Source organism: Pseudomonas kribbensis (assembly GCF_003352185.1).
GTDB lineage: Bacteria > Pseudomonadota > Gammaproteobacteria > Pseudomonadales > Pseudomonadaceae > Aquipseudomonas > Aquipseudomonas kribbensis.
Genome location: NZ_CP029608.1, coordinates 5,751,728 through 5,768,832, shown reverse-complemented (window position 1 = coordinate 5,768,832; position 17,105 = coordinate 5,751,728). Strand labels below are relative to the sequence as shown.

The following is a 17,105-nucleotide window of genomic DNA, read 5'->3' as shown; positions in this document are numbered from 1 at the left end:
ACCGCAGTCTTTTTCGAATTGTTGTTATTGGATCGTTGCAGCCATGGTCGACCCCGGCGCGCAGGGTGCCCATTGGACGTAAGTCTAGGTTTGGCATGCCGTTGGGTAGTTTTCGGATATGCCCTACACAAACAGTCGGAAATTCTCGGGTTCGCCCCTTGGAAAAAAATCCGACGAAGTGCACATTGAAGCTCTGCCCAGCGATGTCTGACCACTGTGCCAGGGGATCGATTTTGAAAACGTAGAGAACGCCATGTCCGACCACGATATTTTGAGCGACGCCGAGCGGGAAGCGCTCAGCGCCGTCATGCTGGAACCCGATCTGCCGCCGCAGCGGGTGCTGATCGTCGACGACGACAAGGATGCCCGCGAGTTGTTGTCGGAGATCCTCGGGCTGGATGGCATTCGTTGCATGACCGCGGCCAGCGGCGAGTCCGCGCTGAAGATGATCGAGGAAAAACCTTCAATCGGCCTGGTGATCACCGATCTGCGGATGGGCCATGTCGACGGGCTGGACCTGATTCGTCAGGTGCGAGAGTCGGCAAGGGCGGCGATGCCGATCATCATCGTCTCGGGCGATGCGGACGTGAAGGATGCGATTGCGGCGATGCATTTGAGCGTGGTGGACTTTTTGCTGAAGCCGATTGATACCGCCAAATTGCTTGGACTGGTCAAGCATGAGTTGGGGATCGAGCCCTAGTTTTCCGACACAAACAAAAAAGCCCTGATCAAAAGATCAGGGCTTTTTCATGTCCGGCATCCGCGCAGGTTACAGGCCGTTCGCAGCCTTGAACTCGCGACGACGACGGTGCAGGACCGGCTCGGTGTAGCCGTTCGGCTGCTTGGTGCCTTCGATCACCAGTTCGACCGCCGCCTGGAAGGCGATGTTGCTGTCGAAGTTCGGCGCCAGCGGACGGTACAGCGGGTCGTTGGCGTTCTGACGGTCAACCACCGGCGCCATGCGCTTGAGGCTTTCCATCACTTGCGCTTCGGTCACGATGCCGTGGCGCAGCCAGTTGGCGATGTGCTGGCTGGAGATACGCAGCGTTGCACGGTCTTCCATCAGGCCGACGTCGTTGATGTCCGGCACTTTCGAACAGCCCACGCCCTGGTCGATCCAGCGCACCACGTAACCGAGAATGCCCTGGGCGTTGTTGTCCAGTTCGTTCTTGATCTGTTCCGGCGTCCAGTTCGGGTTGACTGCCAGCGGGATGGTCAGGATGTCATCGACCGAAGCGCGGGCACGTTTGGCCAGCTCGGCCTGACGGGCGAACACGTCGACCTTGTGGTAGTGCAGCGCGTGCAGTGCGGCAGCCGTCGGCGATGGAACCCAGGCGGTGTTGGCACCGGCCAGCGGGTGAGCGATTTTCTGTTCGAGCATCGCCGCCATCAGGTCGGGCATCGCCCACATGCCTTTACCGATTTGTGCACGACCTTGCAGGCCGGTGCTCAGACCGATATCGACGTTCCAGTTCTCGTAGGCACCGATCCACTTTTCAGCCTTCATGTCGGCCTTGCGCACCATCGGCCCGGCTTCCATGGAGGTGTGGATTTCGTCGCCGGTGCGGTCGAGGAAGCCGGTGTTGATGAACACCACGCGCTCGCTGGCCGCCTGGATGCAGGCCTTGAGGTTGACCGTGGTACGGCGTTCCTCATCCATGATCCCGACTTTCAGGGTGTTGCGCTTGAGGCCCAGCACGTCTTCGATGCGACCGAACAGTTCGTTGGTGAACGCCGCTTCTTCCGGGCCGTGCATCTTCGGTTTAACGATGTAGACGGAACCGGTGCGGGTGTTCTTGCGCGAAGTGTTGCCGCTCAGGTTGTGCATCGCCGCGAGGCAAGTCACCAGACCGTCGAGGATGCCTTCCGGCACTTCGTTGCCGTGCTTGTCGAGGATCGCGTCGATGGTCATCAGGTGACCGACGTTACGCACGAACAGCAGCGAGCGTCCGTGCAGGGTCAGTTCGCTGCCGTCGACCTTGGTGTAGGTGCGATCCGGGTTCATGGTACGGGTGAAGGTCTGGCCGCCCTTGGAAACGGATTCCGCCAGGTCGCCCTTCATCAGGCCCAGCCAGTTGCGGTAGATCACCACTTTGTCGTCGGCATCGACGGCAGCCACAGAGTCTTCGCAGTCCATGATTGTGGTCAGCGCCGCTTCCATCAGGATGTCTTTGACGCCGGCGGCGTCGGTCTGGCCGACCGGGGTGCTGGCGTCGATCTGGATTTCGAAATGCAGACCGTTGTTCTTCAGCAGGATCGCGATCGGTGCCGACGCATCGCCCTGGAAGCCGATCAGTTGTGCATCGTTGCGCAGGCCGCTGTTGCTGCCGCCCTTGAGGGTGACGACCAGTTTGCCGTCAGCAATCTTGTAACCGGTGGAATCGACGTGGGAGCCGGCCGCCAGTGGCGCCGCTTCGTCGAGGAATGCACGGGCGAAGGCGATGACTTTGTCGCCACGCACTTTGTTGTAGCCTTTGCCTTTTTCCGCGCCGCCGGCTTCGCTGATGGCGTCGGTGCCATACAGGGCGTCGTACAGCGAGCCCCAGCGGGCGTTCGAGGCGTTGAGGGCGAAGCGGGCGTTCATCACCGGAACCACGAGTTGCGGGCCGGCGGTACGGGCGATTTCGTCATCGACGTTTTGCGTCGTTGCCTGGAAATCAGCCGCTTCTGGCAGCAGATAACCGATCTCTTGCAGGAAGGCTTTGTAGGCCACGGCGTCGTGGGGCTGACCGGCACGGGTCTGGTGCCAGCCATCGATACGGGCCTGGAAGTCATCGCGTTTGGCGAGTAGGGCTTTGTTCTTCGGCGCCAGGTCGTGAATGACCTTGTCGGCACCTTCCCAGAATTTTTCGGCGGTGAGGCCGGTACCGGGAATGGCTTCGTTGTTCACGAAGTCGAACAGGACTTTGGCGACCTGCAGGCCACCGACTTGAACGTGTTCAGTCATTGCTTGCCTCACTCTGCTCAGCTATTTCGCTTTTCAGCTCTTCAATTTAACAATGAAGCCTCTGGCCATTTAAACCACAAACCCCTCGACCAGTACATGCCATCGCTGGCGGCTGGGCTGGGACCAATCAACGGCTTGGGGGCCTTGCTGACGGGGCTTTCAGGGTTGCGAACGTGCCTTGGGCAGACATCGATCCAACGTTATGTAGTGCGCGCTGCGGCATACTACATGATGACTTGCGGTTGTGAAAATCAGACTAATTACGTCGTTCTGCGACCCCATGACGCATTGCGGTCACGGCGCGGAACGGGATGTTCTCAAAAAACCAATGGATTGTTCCAGCTAAATATCAAAAGTTGTACACATAAATACTATGTGTCTGCTACGGCCCCTCGTTTGCCGTCATCACGGCAGTGCCGGCCGGCTTGCCTATACTTGCTTTTCTATAACAAAAGTCATGACAAGAGGGCTGCGCCATGGATCACCTCGTACTCACCGTCTTCGCGCCGGACAAGCCCGGGCAGGTCGAGCGCATCGCCCAATGCATCGCCGAACACGGCGGCAACTGGCTGGAAAGCCGCATGTCGCGAATGGCCGGGCAGTTCGCCGGGATTCTGCGAGTCGGTGTGCCGGCGGAGGCTTACGACGAATTAGTCGATGCCTTACAAGCGCTGTCGGCGCAGGGCATTCGCGTGCTGGTGGCCGAAAGCGGCATCGAGCAGGCCTGCACCTGGAAACCGATTGCCATGGAACTGGTGGGTAATGATCGTCCGGGCATCGTGCGCGACATCACCCGGTTGCTGAGCGAGCAGGGCGTGAACCTCGAACGGCTGGTGACCGAGGTGCGCCCGGCGCCGATGAGCAGCGAGCCGCTGTTCCACGCCGAGGCGATTCTGGCGGTGCCCCTGACTCTTTCACTGGATGTGCTGCAATCGCGCCTGGAAACCCTGGCCGATGACTTGATGGTGGAATTGGTGCTGCGCACCGACTTGTGAGGACGTATCGGGTTATCCAGTTTAAACGTGCACCTGCCTGTGGATAACCTGTAGAGACTGCCTTCCAGGCCACGTCCGCCGTGGCTTCGCGTGGATCGATCAAAAAACCGCCAGCATTCAGTGACTTGCGCACAAACGGCGGGGATCACGCTGTGGATAACCTTGGGAAGGAACGATACAGGCCACGAGAACCGTGGCCTGTGGAGGTTTGTGCGTTTTTTGATCAGCTGCGCCGACGCAGACTTATCCACGCATCGACGCTGTACACCGCCAGACCAGCCCAGATAAACATGAAGGCGATCAGCGTGCTGGACGACAAATGCTCGCCGAACAGCAGCACGGCTTGCAGCAGCACCAGGGTCGGCGCCAGGTATTGCAGGAAACCGAGGGTGGTGTAAGGCAGGTGCCGGGCGGCGGCGTTGAAGCACACCAGCGGCACCAGCGTCACCGGACCGGCCGCCACTAGCCACCAGGCTTCTGAAGTAGTCCAGAACGCGGCCTGTGCGCTGGTGGCGGTCGGATTGAACAGCAGCCACGCGAGGGCGATCGGCACCAGCATCCAGGTTTCCACCACCAGCCCCGGCAGTGCCTTGACCGGCGCCTGCTTGCGGATCAGCCCGTAGAAACCGAAGGTCAGTGCCAGCACCAGCGATACCCACGGCAGACTGCCAACCTGCCACACCTGCTGCGCAACGCCGACCGCCGCCAGTCCGACCGCCAGCCACTGCATGCGGCGCAGTCGTTCGCCGAGGATCAGCATGCCCAGCAACACGTTCACCAGCGGGTTGATGTAGTAACCGAGGCTCGCTTCCAGCATCCGGCCGTTATTTACCGACCAGACGTAGGTCAGCCAGTTGGCCGCGATCAAGGTGCCGCTCAGCGCCAGAATCGCCAGGCGTTTCGGGTTGTCGCGCAGCTCCTGCCACCAGCCCGGATGCTTCCAGACCAGCAACAACAGCCCGCCGAACAGCGCCGACCACAGCACCCGGTGGATGATGATTTCCACCGCCGGGACTTCGGCGATGGCTTTGAAGTAGAGCGGGAACAGTCCCCAGATGATGTAGGCACTCAGGCCCAGAATGTACCCGCGACGCGGGTTGGCGGCTTGCATGCAGAGTCCTTGCTTAGGCAGCTAACAAAGCAGCGATTGTACGGGCAGTTGTATAGACGTGTCGTGTCAGAAAAGCTTCAACGGCTCTTCATTCAACGCCGCCAGTTGCTCACGCAACGCCAGCACCTGATCGCCCCAATACCGTTCGCTGCCGAACCACGGAAAACTGCGAGGAAACGCCGGATCGTCCCAGCGTCGGGCCAGCCAGGCGCTGTAGTGCATCAGGCGCAGGGCGCGCAGCGGTTCGATCAGCGCCAGCTCCCGCGGGTCGAAATCGTGGAATTCGTTGTAGCCGTCCATCAATTCCGACAGCTGTCCGAGACAATCCTGACGGTCGCCGGCGAGCATCATCCAGATGTCCTGTACCGCCGGGCCCATGCGGCAGTCGTCGAGGTCGACGATGTGGAACATCTCGTCGCGGCACATCATGTTGCCGGGGTGGCAGTCGCCGTGCATGCGAATGTTCTGGTGCGGCGTGGCGGCATAGACATCTTCCACGCGCTTGAGCAGGTCGCGGGCGACGGACTCGTAGGCCGGCAGCAGGCTTTTCGGAATGAAGTTGCCTTCCAGCAAAGTGCTCAGCGACGCATGGCCGAAGTTCTGCACGGCCAGCGCTTCGCGGTGCTCGAACGGTTTGGTCCCACCGACTGCGTGCATGCGCCCGAGCAACTGGCCGAGGCGATACAACTGATCGAGATTGCCCGGCTCCGGCGCCCGGCCACCGCGACGGGGAAACAGGGTGAAACGGAAACCGGCGTGTTCGTGCAGGGTCTGGCCGTTGTGGACCAGTGGCGCCACCACCGGGATCTCGACGTCGGCCAGTTCGAAGGTGAACTGGTGTTCTTCGAGAATCGCTTCGTTGGTCCAGCGCTGCGGGCGATAGAACTTGGCGATCAGCGGTTCGGAGTCTTCGATGCCGACCTGATAGACGCGGTTTTCGTAACTGTTGAGCGCCAGAATGCGCGCGTCGCTCAGAAAACCGATGCTTTCGACGGCATCGAGCACGAGGTCTGGGGTGAGGGTTTCAAACGGGTGGGCCATGCTGACTCCTGCGCGCGGCAGGCTGCCGCGTCCGGCCCAGCATGGTAGCGCAGACGGGCTGTCTTGAGTGGGATCGTTCCCGTGCAGGGCACGGGAACGATCAGAGCGTTGCGGCATCAGGCGCCGACGATCCCGCCATCCTCACGGGTAATCGCCATCACCGAAGAGCGCGGCTTGCCGTTCGGCAAATGCTCGGGGAAGGTCGAACCGCCGTTCTCGCCCGGATGCTGGATCCCGACAAACAGGGTTTTCTGGTCCGGCGAGAAACTGATCCCGGTGACTTCGCAACCGATCGGCCCGACCATGAACCGGCGAATTTCGCCGGTCTTGGGGTCGGCGCAGAGCATCTGGTTGTTGCCCATCCCGGCAAAGTCCCCGGCGTTGCTCGAATCACCGTCGGTGAGAATCCACAGTCGGCCAGCCTTGTCGAAACCGAGGCCGTCCGGGCTGTTGAACATGTTCTGCGGGGTGATGTTGGACGAGCCGCCCTTCGGCGTCCCGGCGTGTACGCTCGGGTTGCCGGCCACCACGAACAGATCCCAGCCGAAAGTCTTCGAACCGTGATCGTCGCGGTCAGTGCGCCAACGCAGAATCTGCCCGTAGACGTTCTTCTCGCGCGGGTTTGGCCCGCCCACCGGTTGCCCGTCTTCGCCGCGCTTGGCGTTGTTGGTCAGGGTGCAATAAACCTGGCCGTCCTTCGGGCTGACCACGATCCATTCCGGGCGGTCCATGCGCGTGGCGCCGACGACGCTGGCCGCCAGACGTGCGTGGATCAGCACTTCAGCCTGATCGGCAAAACCGCTGCTGGCGTCGATGCCGTTCTTGCCGTGGGTCAGTTCGATCCACTGGCCCTGGCCTTTCGGGTGGTCGGGGTTGCCGTCGCCCGCGTCGAACTTAGCCACGTACAGGGTGCCGTGGTCGAGGATGTCGCGGTTGGCTTTGGCGTTGCGGTGATTGATGCGGTCGCGGCTGACGAATTTGTAGATGAACTCGCCGCGTTCGTCGTCGCCCATGTACACCACGGCGCGACCGTCGTCGGTCTCGGCCAGGGCGGCGTTTTCATGTTTGAAGCGACCGAGGGCGGTGCGTTTGACCGGCGTCGATTGCGGATCGAACGGGTCGATTTCCACCACCCAGCCATGACGGTTCAGCTCGTTCGGGTTCTTCGCCATGTCGAAGCGCGGATCGAACGGATGCCAGTTGATCTCGCGGCTGGCGGCTGTCACGCCATAGCGTTTCTGCGCCGGGTCGAATTGCTGTTGGGCGTTGCTGCTGCCGAAGCAGTCGGTGAAGTTCTCTTCGCAGGTCAGGTAAGTGCCCCACGGCGTCTTGCCGTTGGCGCAGTTCTGAAAGGTGCCGAGGACTTTCTTGCCGTGCTTGTCGGCGCTGGTTTTCATCAGCTCGTGGCCGGCCGCCGGGCCGCTGATGCGCAACGGCGAATTGCCGTGGATGCGCCGGTTGTAGCGCGAGCCCTGGACGAACTGCCACTGACCGTTCTTGCGTGCCACTTCGATCACCGACACACCTTCGCAGGCCAGGGCCTTGCGCACGTCTTCCGCCGACTGCGGCAGGCCGCCGTGGGGATAGAGGTAGCGGTAGTTGGTGTATTCGTTGTTGATCGCCATCAGCGCGCGATTCTTGTCGTCCGGGAAGGCGAACAGGCTCATGCCGTCGTTGTTGTCACCGAACTGCACTTCCTGTGCAGCCGCTGTGCCGTTGCCGCTCGGGTCGAAGGCCGGGCCGTTCTTGTGCAGGGGCTGGCCCCAGCTGATCAGCACCGACGACTTGTAGCCCTTGGGCAGGCTGATGACGTCGGTGGTGGCGGCCGGAATGCTGTCGAAGCCCAGCAGGCGGCTGTTGCCGGCGCTGATACCGGTGGCCAGGGCGCTGCGGCTCAACAGGCTGCCACCGAGGAACATCGCCGCGCCGCACAGTGCGCCGGCACCGATGAAACCGCGACGGCTCATGCCGACCATTTTTTCCAGGTCAGTGGATTGGTTTTCTTCTAATAGGCTCACATCAGGCTCCCTGCTTGGTTTTGGCAGCCACCTTAATGAGAGGCGATGAAGCTTTTGTTGCAGGGATCCGGGCTAGAGCGGTGTGCCGATCAGCACATTGGACGGCGAGAACTGCACTTGTACCGGCTGGTCGACGGTCAGTTTGTGGGTGCGCAGGTGCAGCGGCTCAGCCAGGGCGCAGAGTGTCTGGCCATTGGGCAGGGCGATGCGCACTTCGCTGGGGCCGTCCTCGGCGTCGAGAATCGCTTCGAGAGTGCCCTCGAGAAGATTGTGACCAGATGTTGCGGCCTGTCCGTTGCCCAACAATTCAAGCCAACCAGCCTTGATCAATGCCACCACTTCGGTGCCCGGTTGCAGCTCCAGATGCACGGTGCTGTCGTGGGTGATCTGCGCATCGATGCACAGGCCTTCGGCCAGTTCGAGACGGATCAGGTCATTGCGGCCCTGATGCTCGATGCTGACGACCTTGCCGTGCAATTGGTTGCGGGCGCTGGTCCGGAGCATCAAGCGACCGAGCAGGTCCAGATCGCTGGCGTCTTCGGCGGCTTCCAGCACCTGCGCCTGCAAGGCCTGCAGCTTCTGATAAAGACGCAGCACCCGTTCGCCCTCGCTGGACAGTTTCGCGCCACCGCCGCCCTTGCCGCCGACAGCCCGTTCGACCAACGGTTTCTGGGCCAGATTGTTCAGCTCATCGATGGCATCCCACGCCGCCTTGTAACTCAGGCCCGCGCTTTTCGCGGCGCGGGTGATCGAGCCCTGTTCGGCGATGTGTTGCAGCAGGGCGATACGCTGCGGGCGGCGGACGATGTGCTGGGACAACAGGGAAGGCAGGGACATGTCGGGTGCTTTGTGCTGGGTTGATGGAGGAGGAAGTTGGCCGCTTGGCGCGTGCGAGTCAAGCCGCGTCGCCAGGTTTCGGTGTTCGGGCCAGGCAGTAGACGTCGACCCGCGCGGCGCCAGCGTCCACCAGCAGCCGGGCCAACGCCTGGGCGGTGGCACCGGTGGTCAACACATCATCCACCAAGGCCAGATGTCGACCTTGTACATGAGCGTCTGGCAAAAGATCGAAGGTGTTGCGCAGATTGCGTTTACGCGCCTTGGCGTCGAGTGCCTGCTGGGCGCTGGTGTCCCGGATACGGCGCAGGACATGTTCTTCGCAGGGCAGATCCAGTTGCTTGCCGAGCCACCGCGCCAGCATGGCTGCCTGATTGAATCCGCGCTGCCGCAGGCGCTTGTTCGCCAATGGCACTGGCAACAAGGCGTCGGGGCGTGGCAGGCCCTCGTCGAAGCGATGTTGCAGAAATTGCCCGAGAACCTCGCCCAACAGGCGGCCAAACGGCCATTTTGCGTTGTGCTTGAAACGGGTGATCAAGCTGTCCACCGGGAAGCCGTAGGACCAGGGTGCTACCACCTGCTCGAAGGCGGGCGGATCTTTCAGGCAACCGCCGCATGTCAGGCCCGCTGCGGGCAGGGACAATGCGCAGGTCATGCATTGATCGCCAAGCCAGGGCAGGTCGGTTTCGCAGGCTACGCAGAGGGGTGTTTCGGTTTCCGCCGGCTCATCGCAAATCAAACAGTGCTGGTTGTTATTTAACCAGATGTAAACCGGGCTATCTTGATGTGGTTGACAGTGCATGTCTCTTCCTTAAATATGCCGAACATCCGTGTCGTGCCTGTGGGTATTCCGTTTCCCCAGGCGCAAGCCAAGCATAACCAAGGAATCGCCCATGAGCGCCAGCACCACTGCCACCCTGCGTCACGACTGGTCTTTGGCCGAAGTCAAAGCACTCTTCGTTCAGCCATTCAACGACTTGCTGTTCCAGGCGCAGACGGTGCACCGCGCGCATTTCGACGCCAACCGCGTCCAGGTTTCCACCCTGCTGTCGATCAAGACCGGCGCCTGCCCGGAAGATTGCAAATATTGTCCGCAGTCCGGTCACTACAACACCGGCCTGGAAAAAGAAAAGCTGATGGAAGTGCAGAAAGTCCTCGAAGAGGCTGCCCGCGCCAAGGCCATCGGCTCGACCCGTTTCTGCATGGGTGCGGCGTGGAAGCATCCGTCGGCCAAGGACATGCCCTACGTCTTGAAGATGGTCGAAGGCGTGAAAGCCATGGGGCTGGAAACCTGCATGACCCTCGGTCGTCTCGATCAGGATCAGACCGAAGCACTGGCCAAGGCCGGCCTCGACTACTACAACCACAACCTCGACACCTCGCCGGAGTTCTACGGCAGCATCATCACCACCCGCACCTACAGCGAGCGTCTGCAGACTCTGGCCTACGTACGCGATGCCGGTATGAAAATCTGCTCCGGCGGCATCCTCGGCATGGGCGAGTCTCTCGATGACCGCGCCAACCTGCTGATCCAGTTGGCCAATCTGCCGGAGCACCCGGAATCGGTGCCGATCAACATGCTGGTGAAAGTGGCCGGCACGCCGCTGGAAAACGCTGACGACGTTGATCCGTTCGACTTCATCCGCATGCTCGCCGTGGCGCGTATCCTCATGCCGCAGTCCCACGTGCGCCTGTCCGCCGGCCGCGAGGCGATGAACGAGCAGATGCAGGCCCTGGCGTTCTTCGCCGGCGCCAACTCGATTTTCTACGGTGACAAACTGCTGACCACCGCCAACCCTCAGGCCGACAAGGACATGCAGCTGTTTGCGCGTCTGGGCATTCAGCCGGAAGCCCGTGAAGAGCACGCCGACGAAGTGCATCAGGCCGCCATCGAGCAGGCGCTGGTGGAGCAGAAGAGCAGCGAGCAGTTCTACAACGCGGCGGTGTAAAAACCTGCGCGGATTCCTCTGAAGGAATGCAAACCCCTGTGGGAGCGAGCTTGCTCGCGAAAGCGGTGCTTCAGTCGACATTGATGTCGGATGTGAAGGCCTCTTCGCGAGCAGGCTCGCTCCCACAAGGGATCTGTGTCACTTGAATGTCGAGGCTTGCATGTCTTTCGATCTCGCCGCACGCCTTGCTGCCCGTCGTGCCGAAAATCTCTATCGCCAGCGACCGCTGCTTGAAAGCCCTCAGGGGCCGCAGGTGGTGGTCGACGGTCAGTCGTTGCTGGCGTTCTGCAACAACGATTACCTGGGCCTGGCCAATCATCCGCAAGTGATCGAAGCCTGGCGTGCCGGTGCTTCGAAGTGGGGCGTTGGCGGCGGAGCTTCGCATCTGGTGATCGGCCACAGCGGCCCGCATCATGAGTTGGAGGAAGCCCTGGCCGACCTTACCGGACGGCCACGTGCGCTGTTGTTCACCACCGGCTACATGGCCAACCTCGGCGCGGTCACGGCGCTGGTCGGGCAGGGCGACACGGTGCTGGAAGACCGGCTCAATCATGCGTCGTTGCTGGACGCCGGATTGTTGTCCGGTGCGCGCTTCAATCGCTATCTGCACAACGACGCCGATAGCCTCGCCAAGCGTCTGGAGAAAGCCACCGGCAATACGCTGGTGGTTACCGACGGCGTGTTCAGCATGGACGGCGATCTCGCCGACCTGCCGGCGCTGGCCCGAGAGGCCAAGGCCAAAGGCGCTTGGTTGATGGTCGATGACGCCCACGGTTTCGGCCCGCTGGGTGCAAACGGTGGCGGAATCGTCGAGCATTTCGGTCTGAGCCAGGAAGACGTGCCGGTGCTGGTTGGCACGCTCGGCAAAGCGTTCGGCACGGCGGGCGCGTTTGTCGCCGGCAGTGAAGAGTTGATCGAAAGCCTGATCCAGTTTGCCCGCCCCTACATCTACACCACCAGCCAGCCACCGGCGCTGGCCTGCGCGACGCTGAAAAGTCTGGAGTTGCTGCGCAGCGAACACTGGCGCCGCGAGCATCTGCAGACGTTGATCCGCCAGTTCCGCCACGGCGCCGAGCAGATCGGACTGGAACTGATGGACAGCTTTACGCCTATCCAGCCGATCATGATTGGTGATGCCGGCCGCGCCGTGCGTTTGTCGCAGATGCTGCGCGAGCGGGGGCTGATGGTCACCGCGATCCGTCCGCCGACCGTGCCTGCCGGCAGTGCGCGGCTGCGGGTCACCCTGACTGCCGCCCACAGCGAGGCGCAGGTGCAACTATTGTTAGAAGGACTGGCCGATTGCTTTGCCCAACTCAAGTCGGAGCCAAGCCATGCGTGATCGACTGATTCTGCTCCCCGGCTGGGGCCTCGGGGTGTCCCCACTGGAACCGTTGGCGGCGGCGCTGCGCGGACTCGACGAACACCTGACGGTGGAAATCGAACCGTTGCCGGAGCTGGCGTCCAGCGATCCCGAAGACTGGCTCGACGAACTCGATGAACGCATTCCCCAGGATGTCTGGCTCGGTGGCTGGTCGCTGGGCGGCATGCTGGCTTCTGAACTGGCGGCGCGGCGTGGTGAACATTGCTGCGGCTTGCTGACGCTGGCGAGCAATCCTTCTTTCGTTGCTCATGAACAATGGCCGAGCGCGATGCCGGCGGAAACCTTCGATGCATTTCTGGCCGGTTGCAGTGCCGACCCGCGCCAGACCCTCAAACGTTTTTCTCTGCTGTGTGCTCAAGGTGCGCAAGACCCGCGCGGCGTGTCGCGGCTGTTGCTCGGCGGTGCGCCGAATACTTCACCGATCGCCTTGATGGCTGGTCTGGAGTTGTTGGCGCAGATCGATACGCGCTATGCCTTGCAGGTGTTTCGAGGTCCGCAATTGCATCTGTTTGCCGGGCTGGACGGGCTGGTGCCGGCGGAAGCTGCGGGCGAGTTGTTCGCGTTGCTGGCGGATGTCGAGGTCGGGCTGATCGAGCAGGCCAGCCATGGGTTTCTTCTGGAAGACCCCCACGGTGTGGCCGGTGCGATCCAGGCGTTTTTAAGTGAGTGTGGTGATGACTGATTTGTCTCTCACGGCGCTGCCTGGCGGCTTGCCTGACAAGCGCCAGGTAGCGGCTTCCTTTTCCCGTGCAGCGGCCAGCTACGACAGCGTCGCCGAGTTGCAGCGTGATGTCGGTACGCAGTTGCTCAATCGTCTGCCGGTGGATTTTCTGCCGCTGCGCTGGCTGGATCTGGGCTGTGGCACCGGTTATTTCACCCGGGCGCTGGCCGAACGCTTTGCGGGTAACGAAGGGCTGGCGCTGGATATCGCCGAAGGCATGCTCAATCACGCCCGGCCGTTGGGCGGGGCCACACACTTTATTGCCGGCGATGCCGAACGCTTGCCGTTGCAGGATTCGACCTGCGATCTGATTTTCTCCAGCCTCGCGGTGCAGTGGTGTGCGGACTTCGAATCGGTGCTCGGTGAAGCTTTCCGGGTGCTGAAACCGGGGGGGATTTTCGCGTTTGCTAGTCTTTGTGTAGGGACGCTGTACGAATTGCGCGACAGTTGGCGTCAGGTTGATGGCCTGGTGCACGTCAACCGTTTCCGCGAATTCGCCCGGTACGAGCAATTGTGCGCGGCCAGTGGGCTGCGCACGGTCAGTCTGGAGAATCAGCCGCATGTGCTGCATTACCCGGATGTGCGCAGCCTGACACACGAACTCAAGGCGCTGGGCGCGCATAACCTGAACCCCGGTCGGCCGGGTGGATTGACCGGTCGGGCACGGATTCTGGGGCTGGTCGAAGCCTACGAGCAGTTCCGTCAGCAACAAGGCTTGCCGGCGACTTATCAGGTGGTCTACGCCGTGTTGGAGAAACCCTTATGAGCGCAGCCTATTTCATCACCGGAACCGACACTGACGTCGGCAAGACGACTGTCGCCGCCGGATTGCTGCATGCCGCCAGATCGGCTGGGTTGAGTACGGCGGCGGGTAAACCGGTGGCGTCCGGTTGTGTCGTGACGCCCAAAGGCCTGCGCAATTCCGATGCGCTGGCGTTGCAGGCCGAGTGCTCTTTGCCGCTGACTTATCAACAGGTCAATCCGGTAGCGTTCGAGCCGGCGATCGCGCCGCATCTGGCGGCACGAGAGGCCGGTGTGGCGCTGACCGTGCAATCGCTGCTGGGGCCGATGCGCGAGATTCTGGCCATGAACGCCGATTTCACGTTGATCGAAGGCGCGGGTGGCTGGCGGGTGCCGTTGGCGGATCAGGACAATCTTTCGGACCTGGCCATTGCGTTGCAGCTGCCAGTGATTCTGGTGGTGGGCGTGCGCCTTGGGTGTATCAGCCATGCTTTGCTGACGGCCGAGGCGATTGCCCGAGACGGACTGCAACTGGCCGGTTGGGTGGCGAATATCATTGATCCGAAGACTTCGCGGCTGGAGGAAAACCTCGCGACCCTGGCCGAGCGGATTCCGGCGCCGTGCCTGGGGCGAGTGCCGAAACTCAAGGCGCTCAGTGCCGAGACGGTCGCGGAACACTTGCAGTTGGATCTGCTCGACTGATTTTGGCTATGACAAGGCACTGTGCCATTAGTGTTTTTGACGGGTGTTTTTCTGACGCCTCTGGTTCAATGGCACCCATTGATCCTTCCCAAGGATGAGAGCTCCCATGGAAATCTCCGGAAACACAGCTTTTTATGCAGGTCTGAGCACCATTCAGACCGGGCAGAACCGCGTCGATCAGGCCGCCAGCCAGATCGCCAACAACACCATCGAGCGTTCGGTCACCAGCCAGTCTTCCGAGGCCCAGATCGATCGCCTGCGCGGTATCGATCGCAGCCAGCAAATGGATCCGGGCAGCGCCATGGCCGAGATGGCCCAGGGCAAGTTTCAAGTGGAACTGGGCACGAAAGTCGCCAAGGCATCCGATGAAATGCTCGGTACGATCATCGATACGTTCGCCTGATTTTCTGATCTGCGCTTTGCCAGACGCCGCGACTGTTCGCGGCGTTTTTCGTTGTAAGTCCTTCTCCCTCAACTAATCTTTTTTCATTGCACATGGCTCGCCCGGGCGCATGTCGCGGTGCTGTGTCCGGCGTTCTGAAAATGTGATGACGAATGGCAAAAGAACGACGCTTGACAAGATTTCGGCGTAAACGTATGTTTCAAACAACTGTTTGACCGTCACAACAAATCAATGCGGTCGTTCATTCCCGGTTACATCAGCAGAGGTTTATCGCTATGCCTGACTACAAGGCCCCCTTGCGTGATATTCGCTTCGTTCGTGACGAACTGCTCGGCTACGAAGCGCACTATCAGAGCCTTCCAGCGTGCGCAGAGGCAACGCCGGACATGGTTGACGCCATTCTCGAAGAGGGCGCCAAGTTTTGTGAGCAGGTGCTGGCACCGCTGAACCGCGTGGGCGACATCGAAGGTTGCACCTGGAGCGAGTCCGGCGTGAAAACCCCGACTGGCTTCAAAGAGGCCTACAAGCAATTCGTCGAAGGCGGCTGGCCAAGCCTGGCTCACGACGTTGAGCACGGCGGTCAGGGCCTGCCTGAGTCGCTGGGTCTGGCTGTAAGTGAAATGGTTGGCGAAGCCAACTGGTCTTGGGGCATGTACCCGGGCCTGTCGCACGGTGCAATGAACACCATCTCCGAGCACGGCACCCCAGAGCAGCAGGAAGCCTATCTGACCAAACTGGTTTCCGGCGAATGGACCGGCACCATGTGCCTGACCGAGCCGCACTGCGGCACCGACCTGGGCATGTTGCGCACCAAGGCTGAACCTCAGGCCGACGGTTCCTACAAAGTCTCCGGCACCAAGATCTTCATCTCGGCCGGTGAACACGACATGGCCGACAACATCGTCCACATCGTACTGGCCCGCCTGCCGGATGCACCGGCCGGCACCAAAGGCATTTCCCTGTTCATCGTTCCGAAGTTCCTGCCGAATGCTGACGGCACCGTTGGCGCTCGCAACGCTGTGAGCTGCGGTTCGCTGGAACACAAGATGGGCATCCACGGCAACGCCACTTGCGTGATGAACTTCGACGGTGCGACCGGTTTCCTGATCGGCCCGGCGAACAAAGGCCTGAACTGCATGTTCACCTTCATGAACACCGCACGTCTGGGTACTGCGCTGCAAGGTCTGGCCCACGCCGAAATCGGCTTCCAGGGCGGTCTGAAATACGCTCGCGACCGTCTGCAAATGCGCTCCCTGACTGGCCCGAAAGCGCCGGACAAAGCCGCTGACCCGATCATCGTGCACCCTGACGTACGCCGCATGCTGTTGACCATGAAGGCATTCGCCGAAGGCAACCGTGCGATGGTGTACTTCACCGCCAAACAGGTCGACATCGTCAAATACGGCGTGGACGAAGAAGAGAAGAAGAAAGCCGACGCTCTGCTGGCCTTCATGACTCCGATCGCCAAAGCGTTCATGACCGAAGTCGGTTTCGAATCCGCCAACCACGGCGTGCAGATCTACGGCGGCCACGGCTTCATCGCCGAGTGGGGCATGGAGCAGAACGTTCGCGACAGCCGCATTTCGATGCTGTACGAAGGCACCACCGGCATCCAGGCACTCGACCTGCTGGGCCGTAAAGTGCTGATGACTCAAGGCGAGGCTCTGAAGGGCTTCACCAAGATCGTCCACAAGTTCTGCCAGAACAATGAAGGCAACGAAGCCGTAAAAGAATTCGTCACCCCGTTGGCTGCACTGAACAAAGAGTGGGGCGAGCTGACCATGAAGGTCGGTATGGCCGCCATGAAAGACCGCGAAGAAGTCGGCGCGGCCTCCGTGGATTACCTGATGTACTCCGGTTACGCCTGCCTGGCCTACTTCTGGGCCGACATGGCGCGTCTGGCTGCTGAAAAACTGGCTGCCGGCACCTCCGACGAGGCGTTCTACACCGCCAAGCTGCAAACCGCGCGCTTCTACTTCCAGCGCATCCTGCCGCGTACCCGTACGCATGTGGCAACCATGCTGTCGGGCGCCAACAACCTGATGGACATGAAGGAAGAGAACTTCTCGCTGGGCTACTAAGTCCTGGCGCGGGTTCCACAGAGACCGCCGCTCCTTCGGGAGCGGCGGTTTTTTTTGCGCTCGATATTCTCGATGTCGGTTCGTTCAACGATCTTCAAAGGGGTATGGCCATCATGATTGATGGCCATACTGGCCGTCTGGCAGTCATTCAGCAAAAAACCTTGATTGAGGCCTCAGAAAC

The 17,105-nt window shown here is 61.2% G+C and carries 15 protein-coding genes; 9 read left to right on the top strand and 6 right to left on the bottom strand.

Going from position 1 to position 17,105, the window contains the following annotated elements; genetic code table 11:
- The first annotated feature begins 253 nt into the window (after nucleotides 1-253).
- A complete protein-coding gene (locus DLD99_RS26455) occupies nucleotides 254-700 on the top strand; it encodes a response regulator (RefSeq protein ID WP_114885948.1) in 447 nt (148 codons plus the stop codon).
- A 69-nt stretch (nucleotides 701-769) separates the two neighbouring features.
- On the opposite strand, the gene DLD99_RS26450 is transcribed toward DLD99_RS26455, so the two are convergent.
- A complete protein-coding gene (locus DLD99_RS26450) occupies nucleotides 770-2,947 on the bottom strand; it encodes a malate synthase G (RefSeq protein WP_114885946.1) in 2,178 nt (725 codons plus the stop codon).
- A gap of 476 nt (nucleotides 2,948-3,423) precedes the next feature.
- Here DLD99_RS26450 and DLD99_RS26445 point away from each other — a divergent pair, with 476 nt between their 5' ends.
- Complete coding sequence (locus tag DLD99_RS26445; protein ID WP_011336250.1) at nucleotides 3,424-3,942, top strand: glycine cleavage system transcriptional repressor; 519 nt, start codon at nucleotides 3,424-3,426, stop codon at nucleotides 3,940-3,942.
- A 223-nt stretch (nucleotides 3,943-4,165) separates the two neighbouring features.
- On the opposite strand, the gene rarD is transcribed toward DLD99_RS26445, so the two are convergent.
- The 5 genes from rarD to DLD99_RS26420 all read right to left on the bottom strand — a co-directional run bounded on the left by rarD (nucleotide 4,166) and on the right by DLD99_RS26420 (nucleotide 9,748).
- Nucleotides 4,166-5,053: an EamA family transporter RarD gene (rarD, locus tag DLD99_RS26440; protein WP_114885944.1), complete on the bottom strand. Its 888-nt coding sequence runs from the start codon at nucleotides 5,051-5,053 to the stop codon at nucleotides 4,166-4,168.
- Between the two features lie 66 nt (nucleotides 5,054-5,119).
- On the bottom strand, nucleotides 5,120-6,094 hold the full coding sequence (locus DLD99_RS26435) for a serine/threonine protein kinase (RefSeq protein WP_114885942.1): 975 nt from the start codon (nucleotides 6,092-6,094) through the stop codon (nucleotides 5,120-5,122).
- Nucleotides 6,095-6,210: 116 nt separating this feature from the next.
- A complete protein-coding gene (locus DLD99_RS26430) occupies nucleotides 6,211-8,112 on the bottom strand; it encodes a PhoX family protein (RefSeq protein ID WP_114885940.1) in 1,902 nt (633 codons plus the stop codon).
- A 72-nt stretch (nucleotides 8,113-8,184) separates the two neighbouring features.
- Nucleotides 8,185-8,949 carry a TOBE domain-containing protein gene (locus DLD99_RS26425; protein ID WP_114885938.1) on the bottom strand — a complete coding sequence of 255 codons (765 nt, stop codon included), beginning with the start codon at nucleotides 8,947-8,949 and terminating at the stop codon, nucleotides 8,185-8,187.
- Nucleotides 8,950-9,007: 58 nt separating this feature from the next.
- Nucleotides 9,008-9,748: a ComF family protein gene (locus DLD99_RS26420; RefSeq protein ID WP_114885936.1), complete on the bottom strand. Its 741-nt coding sequence runs from the start codon at nucleotides 9,746-9,748 to the stop codon at nucleotides 9,008-9,010.
- 91 nt (nucleotides 9,749-9,839) lie between these two features.
- Between DLD99_RS26420 and bioB the strand changes: the two genes are divergently transcribed.
- The 7 genes from bioB (at nucleotide 9,840) to DLD99_RS26385 (ending at nucleotide 16,924) form a co-directional block, all read left to right on the top strand.
- Entirely contained in the window at nucleotides 9,840-10,895 is a 1,056-nt protein-coding gene (gene bioB, locus DLD99_RS26415; RefSeq protein WP_085731680.1) for a biotin synthase BioB, read from the top strand.
- Between the two features lie 160 nt (nucleotides 10,896-11,055).
- A complete protein-coding gene (gene bioF / locus DLD99_RS26410) occupies nucleotides 11,056-12,234 on the top strand; it encodes an 8-amino-7-oxononanoate synthase (protein WP_114885933.1) in 1,179 nt (392 codons plus the stop codon).
- On the top strand, nucleotides 12,227-12,958 hold the full coding sequence (locus DLD99_RS26405) for an alpha/beta fold hydrolase (RefSeq protein ID WP_114885931.1): 732 nt from the start codon (nucleotides 12,227-12,229) through the stop codon (nucleotides 12,956-12,958). The genes bioF and DLD99_RS26405 overlap by 8 nt, the downstream gene beginning before the upstream one ends.
- Nucleotides 12,951-13,763 (top strand): malonyl-ACP O-methyltransferase BioC, encoded by an 813-nt coding sequence (bioC, locus tag DLD99_RS26400; protein WP_114885929.1) that lies wholly within the window; start codon nucleotides 12,951-12,953, stop codon nucleotides 13,761-13,763. The genes DLD99_RS26405 and bioC overlap by 8 nt, the downstream gene beginning before the upstream one ends.
- Nucleotides 13,760-14,440, top strand: coding sequence for a dethiobiotin synthase (bioD, locus tag DLD99_RS26395; protein WP_114885927.1), 681 nt, complete (start codon nucleotides 13,760-13,762; stop codon nucleotides 14,438-14,440). The genes bioC and bioD overlap by 4 nt, the downstream gene beginning before the upstream one ends.
- A 106-nt stretch (nucleotides 14,441-14,546) precedes the next feature.
- Nucleotides 14,547-14,843, top strand: coding sequence for a pyrroloquinoline quinone biosynthesis protein PqqE (locus tag DLD99_RS26390; RefSeq protein WP_085709192.1), 297 nt, complete (start codon nucleotides 14,547-14,549; stop codon nucleotides 14,841-14,843).
- Nucleotides 14,844-15,118: 275 nt separating this feature from the next.
- Nucleotides 15,119-16,924 carry a phenylacyl-CoA dehydrogenase gene (locus DLD99_RS26385; protein ID WP_114885925.1) on the top strand — a complete coding sequence of 602 codons (1,806 nt, stop codon included), beginning with the start codon at nucleotides 15,119-15,121 and terminating at the stop codon, nucleotides 16,922-16,924.
- Nucleotides 16,925-17,105: the final 181 nt, after the last annotated feature.

What these genes read in the sequence shown, in the direction of transcription:
- DLD99_RS26455 (WP_114885948.1), top strand. Translation starts at nt 254, where the DNA reads ATGTCCGACCACGATATTTTGAGCGACGCCGAGCGGGAAGCGCTCAGC.
- DLD99_RS26450 (WP_114885946.1), bottom strand. Translation starts at nt 2,947, where the DNA reads ATGACTGAACACGTTCAAGTCGGTGGCCTGCAGGTCGCCAAAGTCCTG.
- DLD99_RS26445 (WP_011336250.1), top strand. Translation starts at nt 3,424, where the DNA reads ATGGATCACCTCGTACTCACCGTCTTCGCGCCGGACAAGCCCGGGCAG.
- rarD (WP_114885944.1), bottom strand. Translation starts at nt 5,053, where the DNA reads ATGCAAGCCGCCAACCCGCGTCGCGGGTACATTCTGGGCCTGAGTGCC.
- DLD99_RS26435 (WP_114885942.1), bottom strand. Translation starts at nt 6,094, where the DNA reads ATGGCCCACCCGTTTGAAACCCTCACCCCAGACCTCGTGCTCGATGCC.
- DLD99_RS26425 (WP_114885938.1), bottom strand. Translation starts at nt 8,949, where the DNA reads ATGTCCCTGCCTTCCCTGTTGTCCCAGCACATCGTCCGCCGCCCGCAG.
- DLD99_RS26420 (WP_114885936.1), bottom strand. Translation starts at nt 9,748, where the DNA reads ATGCACTGTCAACCACATCAAGATAGCCCGGTTTACATCTGGTTAAAT.
- bioB (WP_085731680.1), top strand. Translation starts at nt 9,840, where the DNA reads ATGAGCGCCAGCACCACTGCCACCCTGCGTCACGACTGGTCTTTGGCC.
- bioF (WP_114885933.1), top strand. Translation starts at nt 11,056, where the DNA reads ATGTCTTTCGATCTCGCCGCACGCCTTGCTGCCCGTCGTGCCGAAAAT.
- DLD99_RS26405 (WP_114885931.1), top strand. Translation starts at nt 12,227, where the DNA reads ATGCGTGATCGACTGATTCTGCTCCCCGGCTGGGGCCTCGGGGTGTCC.
- bioC (WP_114885929.1), top strand. Translation starts at nt 12,951, where the DNA reads ATGACTGATTTGTCTCTCACGGCGCTGCCTGGCGGCTTGCCTGACAAG.
- bioD (WP_114885927.1), top strand. Translation starts at nt 13,760, where the DNA reads ATGAGCGCAGCCTATTTCATCACCGGAACCGACACTGACGTCGGCAAG.
- DLD99_RS26390 (WP_085709192.1), top strand. Translation starts at nt 14,547, where the DNA reads ATGGAAATCTCCGGAAACACAGCTTTTTATGCAGGTCTGAGCACCATT.
- DLD99_RS26385 (WP_114885925.1), top strand. Translation starts at nt 15,119, where the DNA reads ATGCCTGACTACAAGGCCCCCTTGCGTGATATTCGCTTCGTTCGTGAC.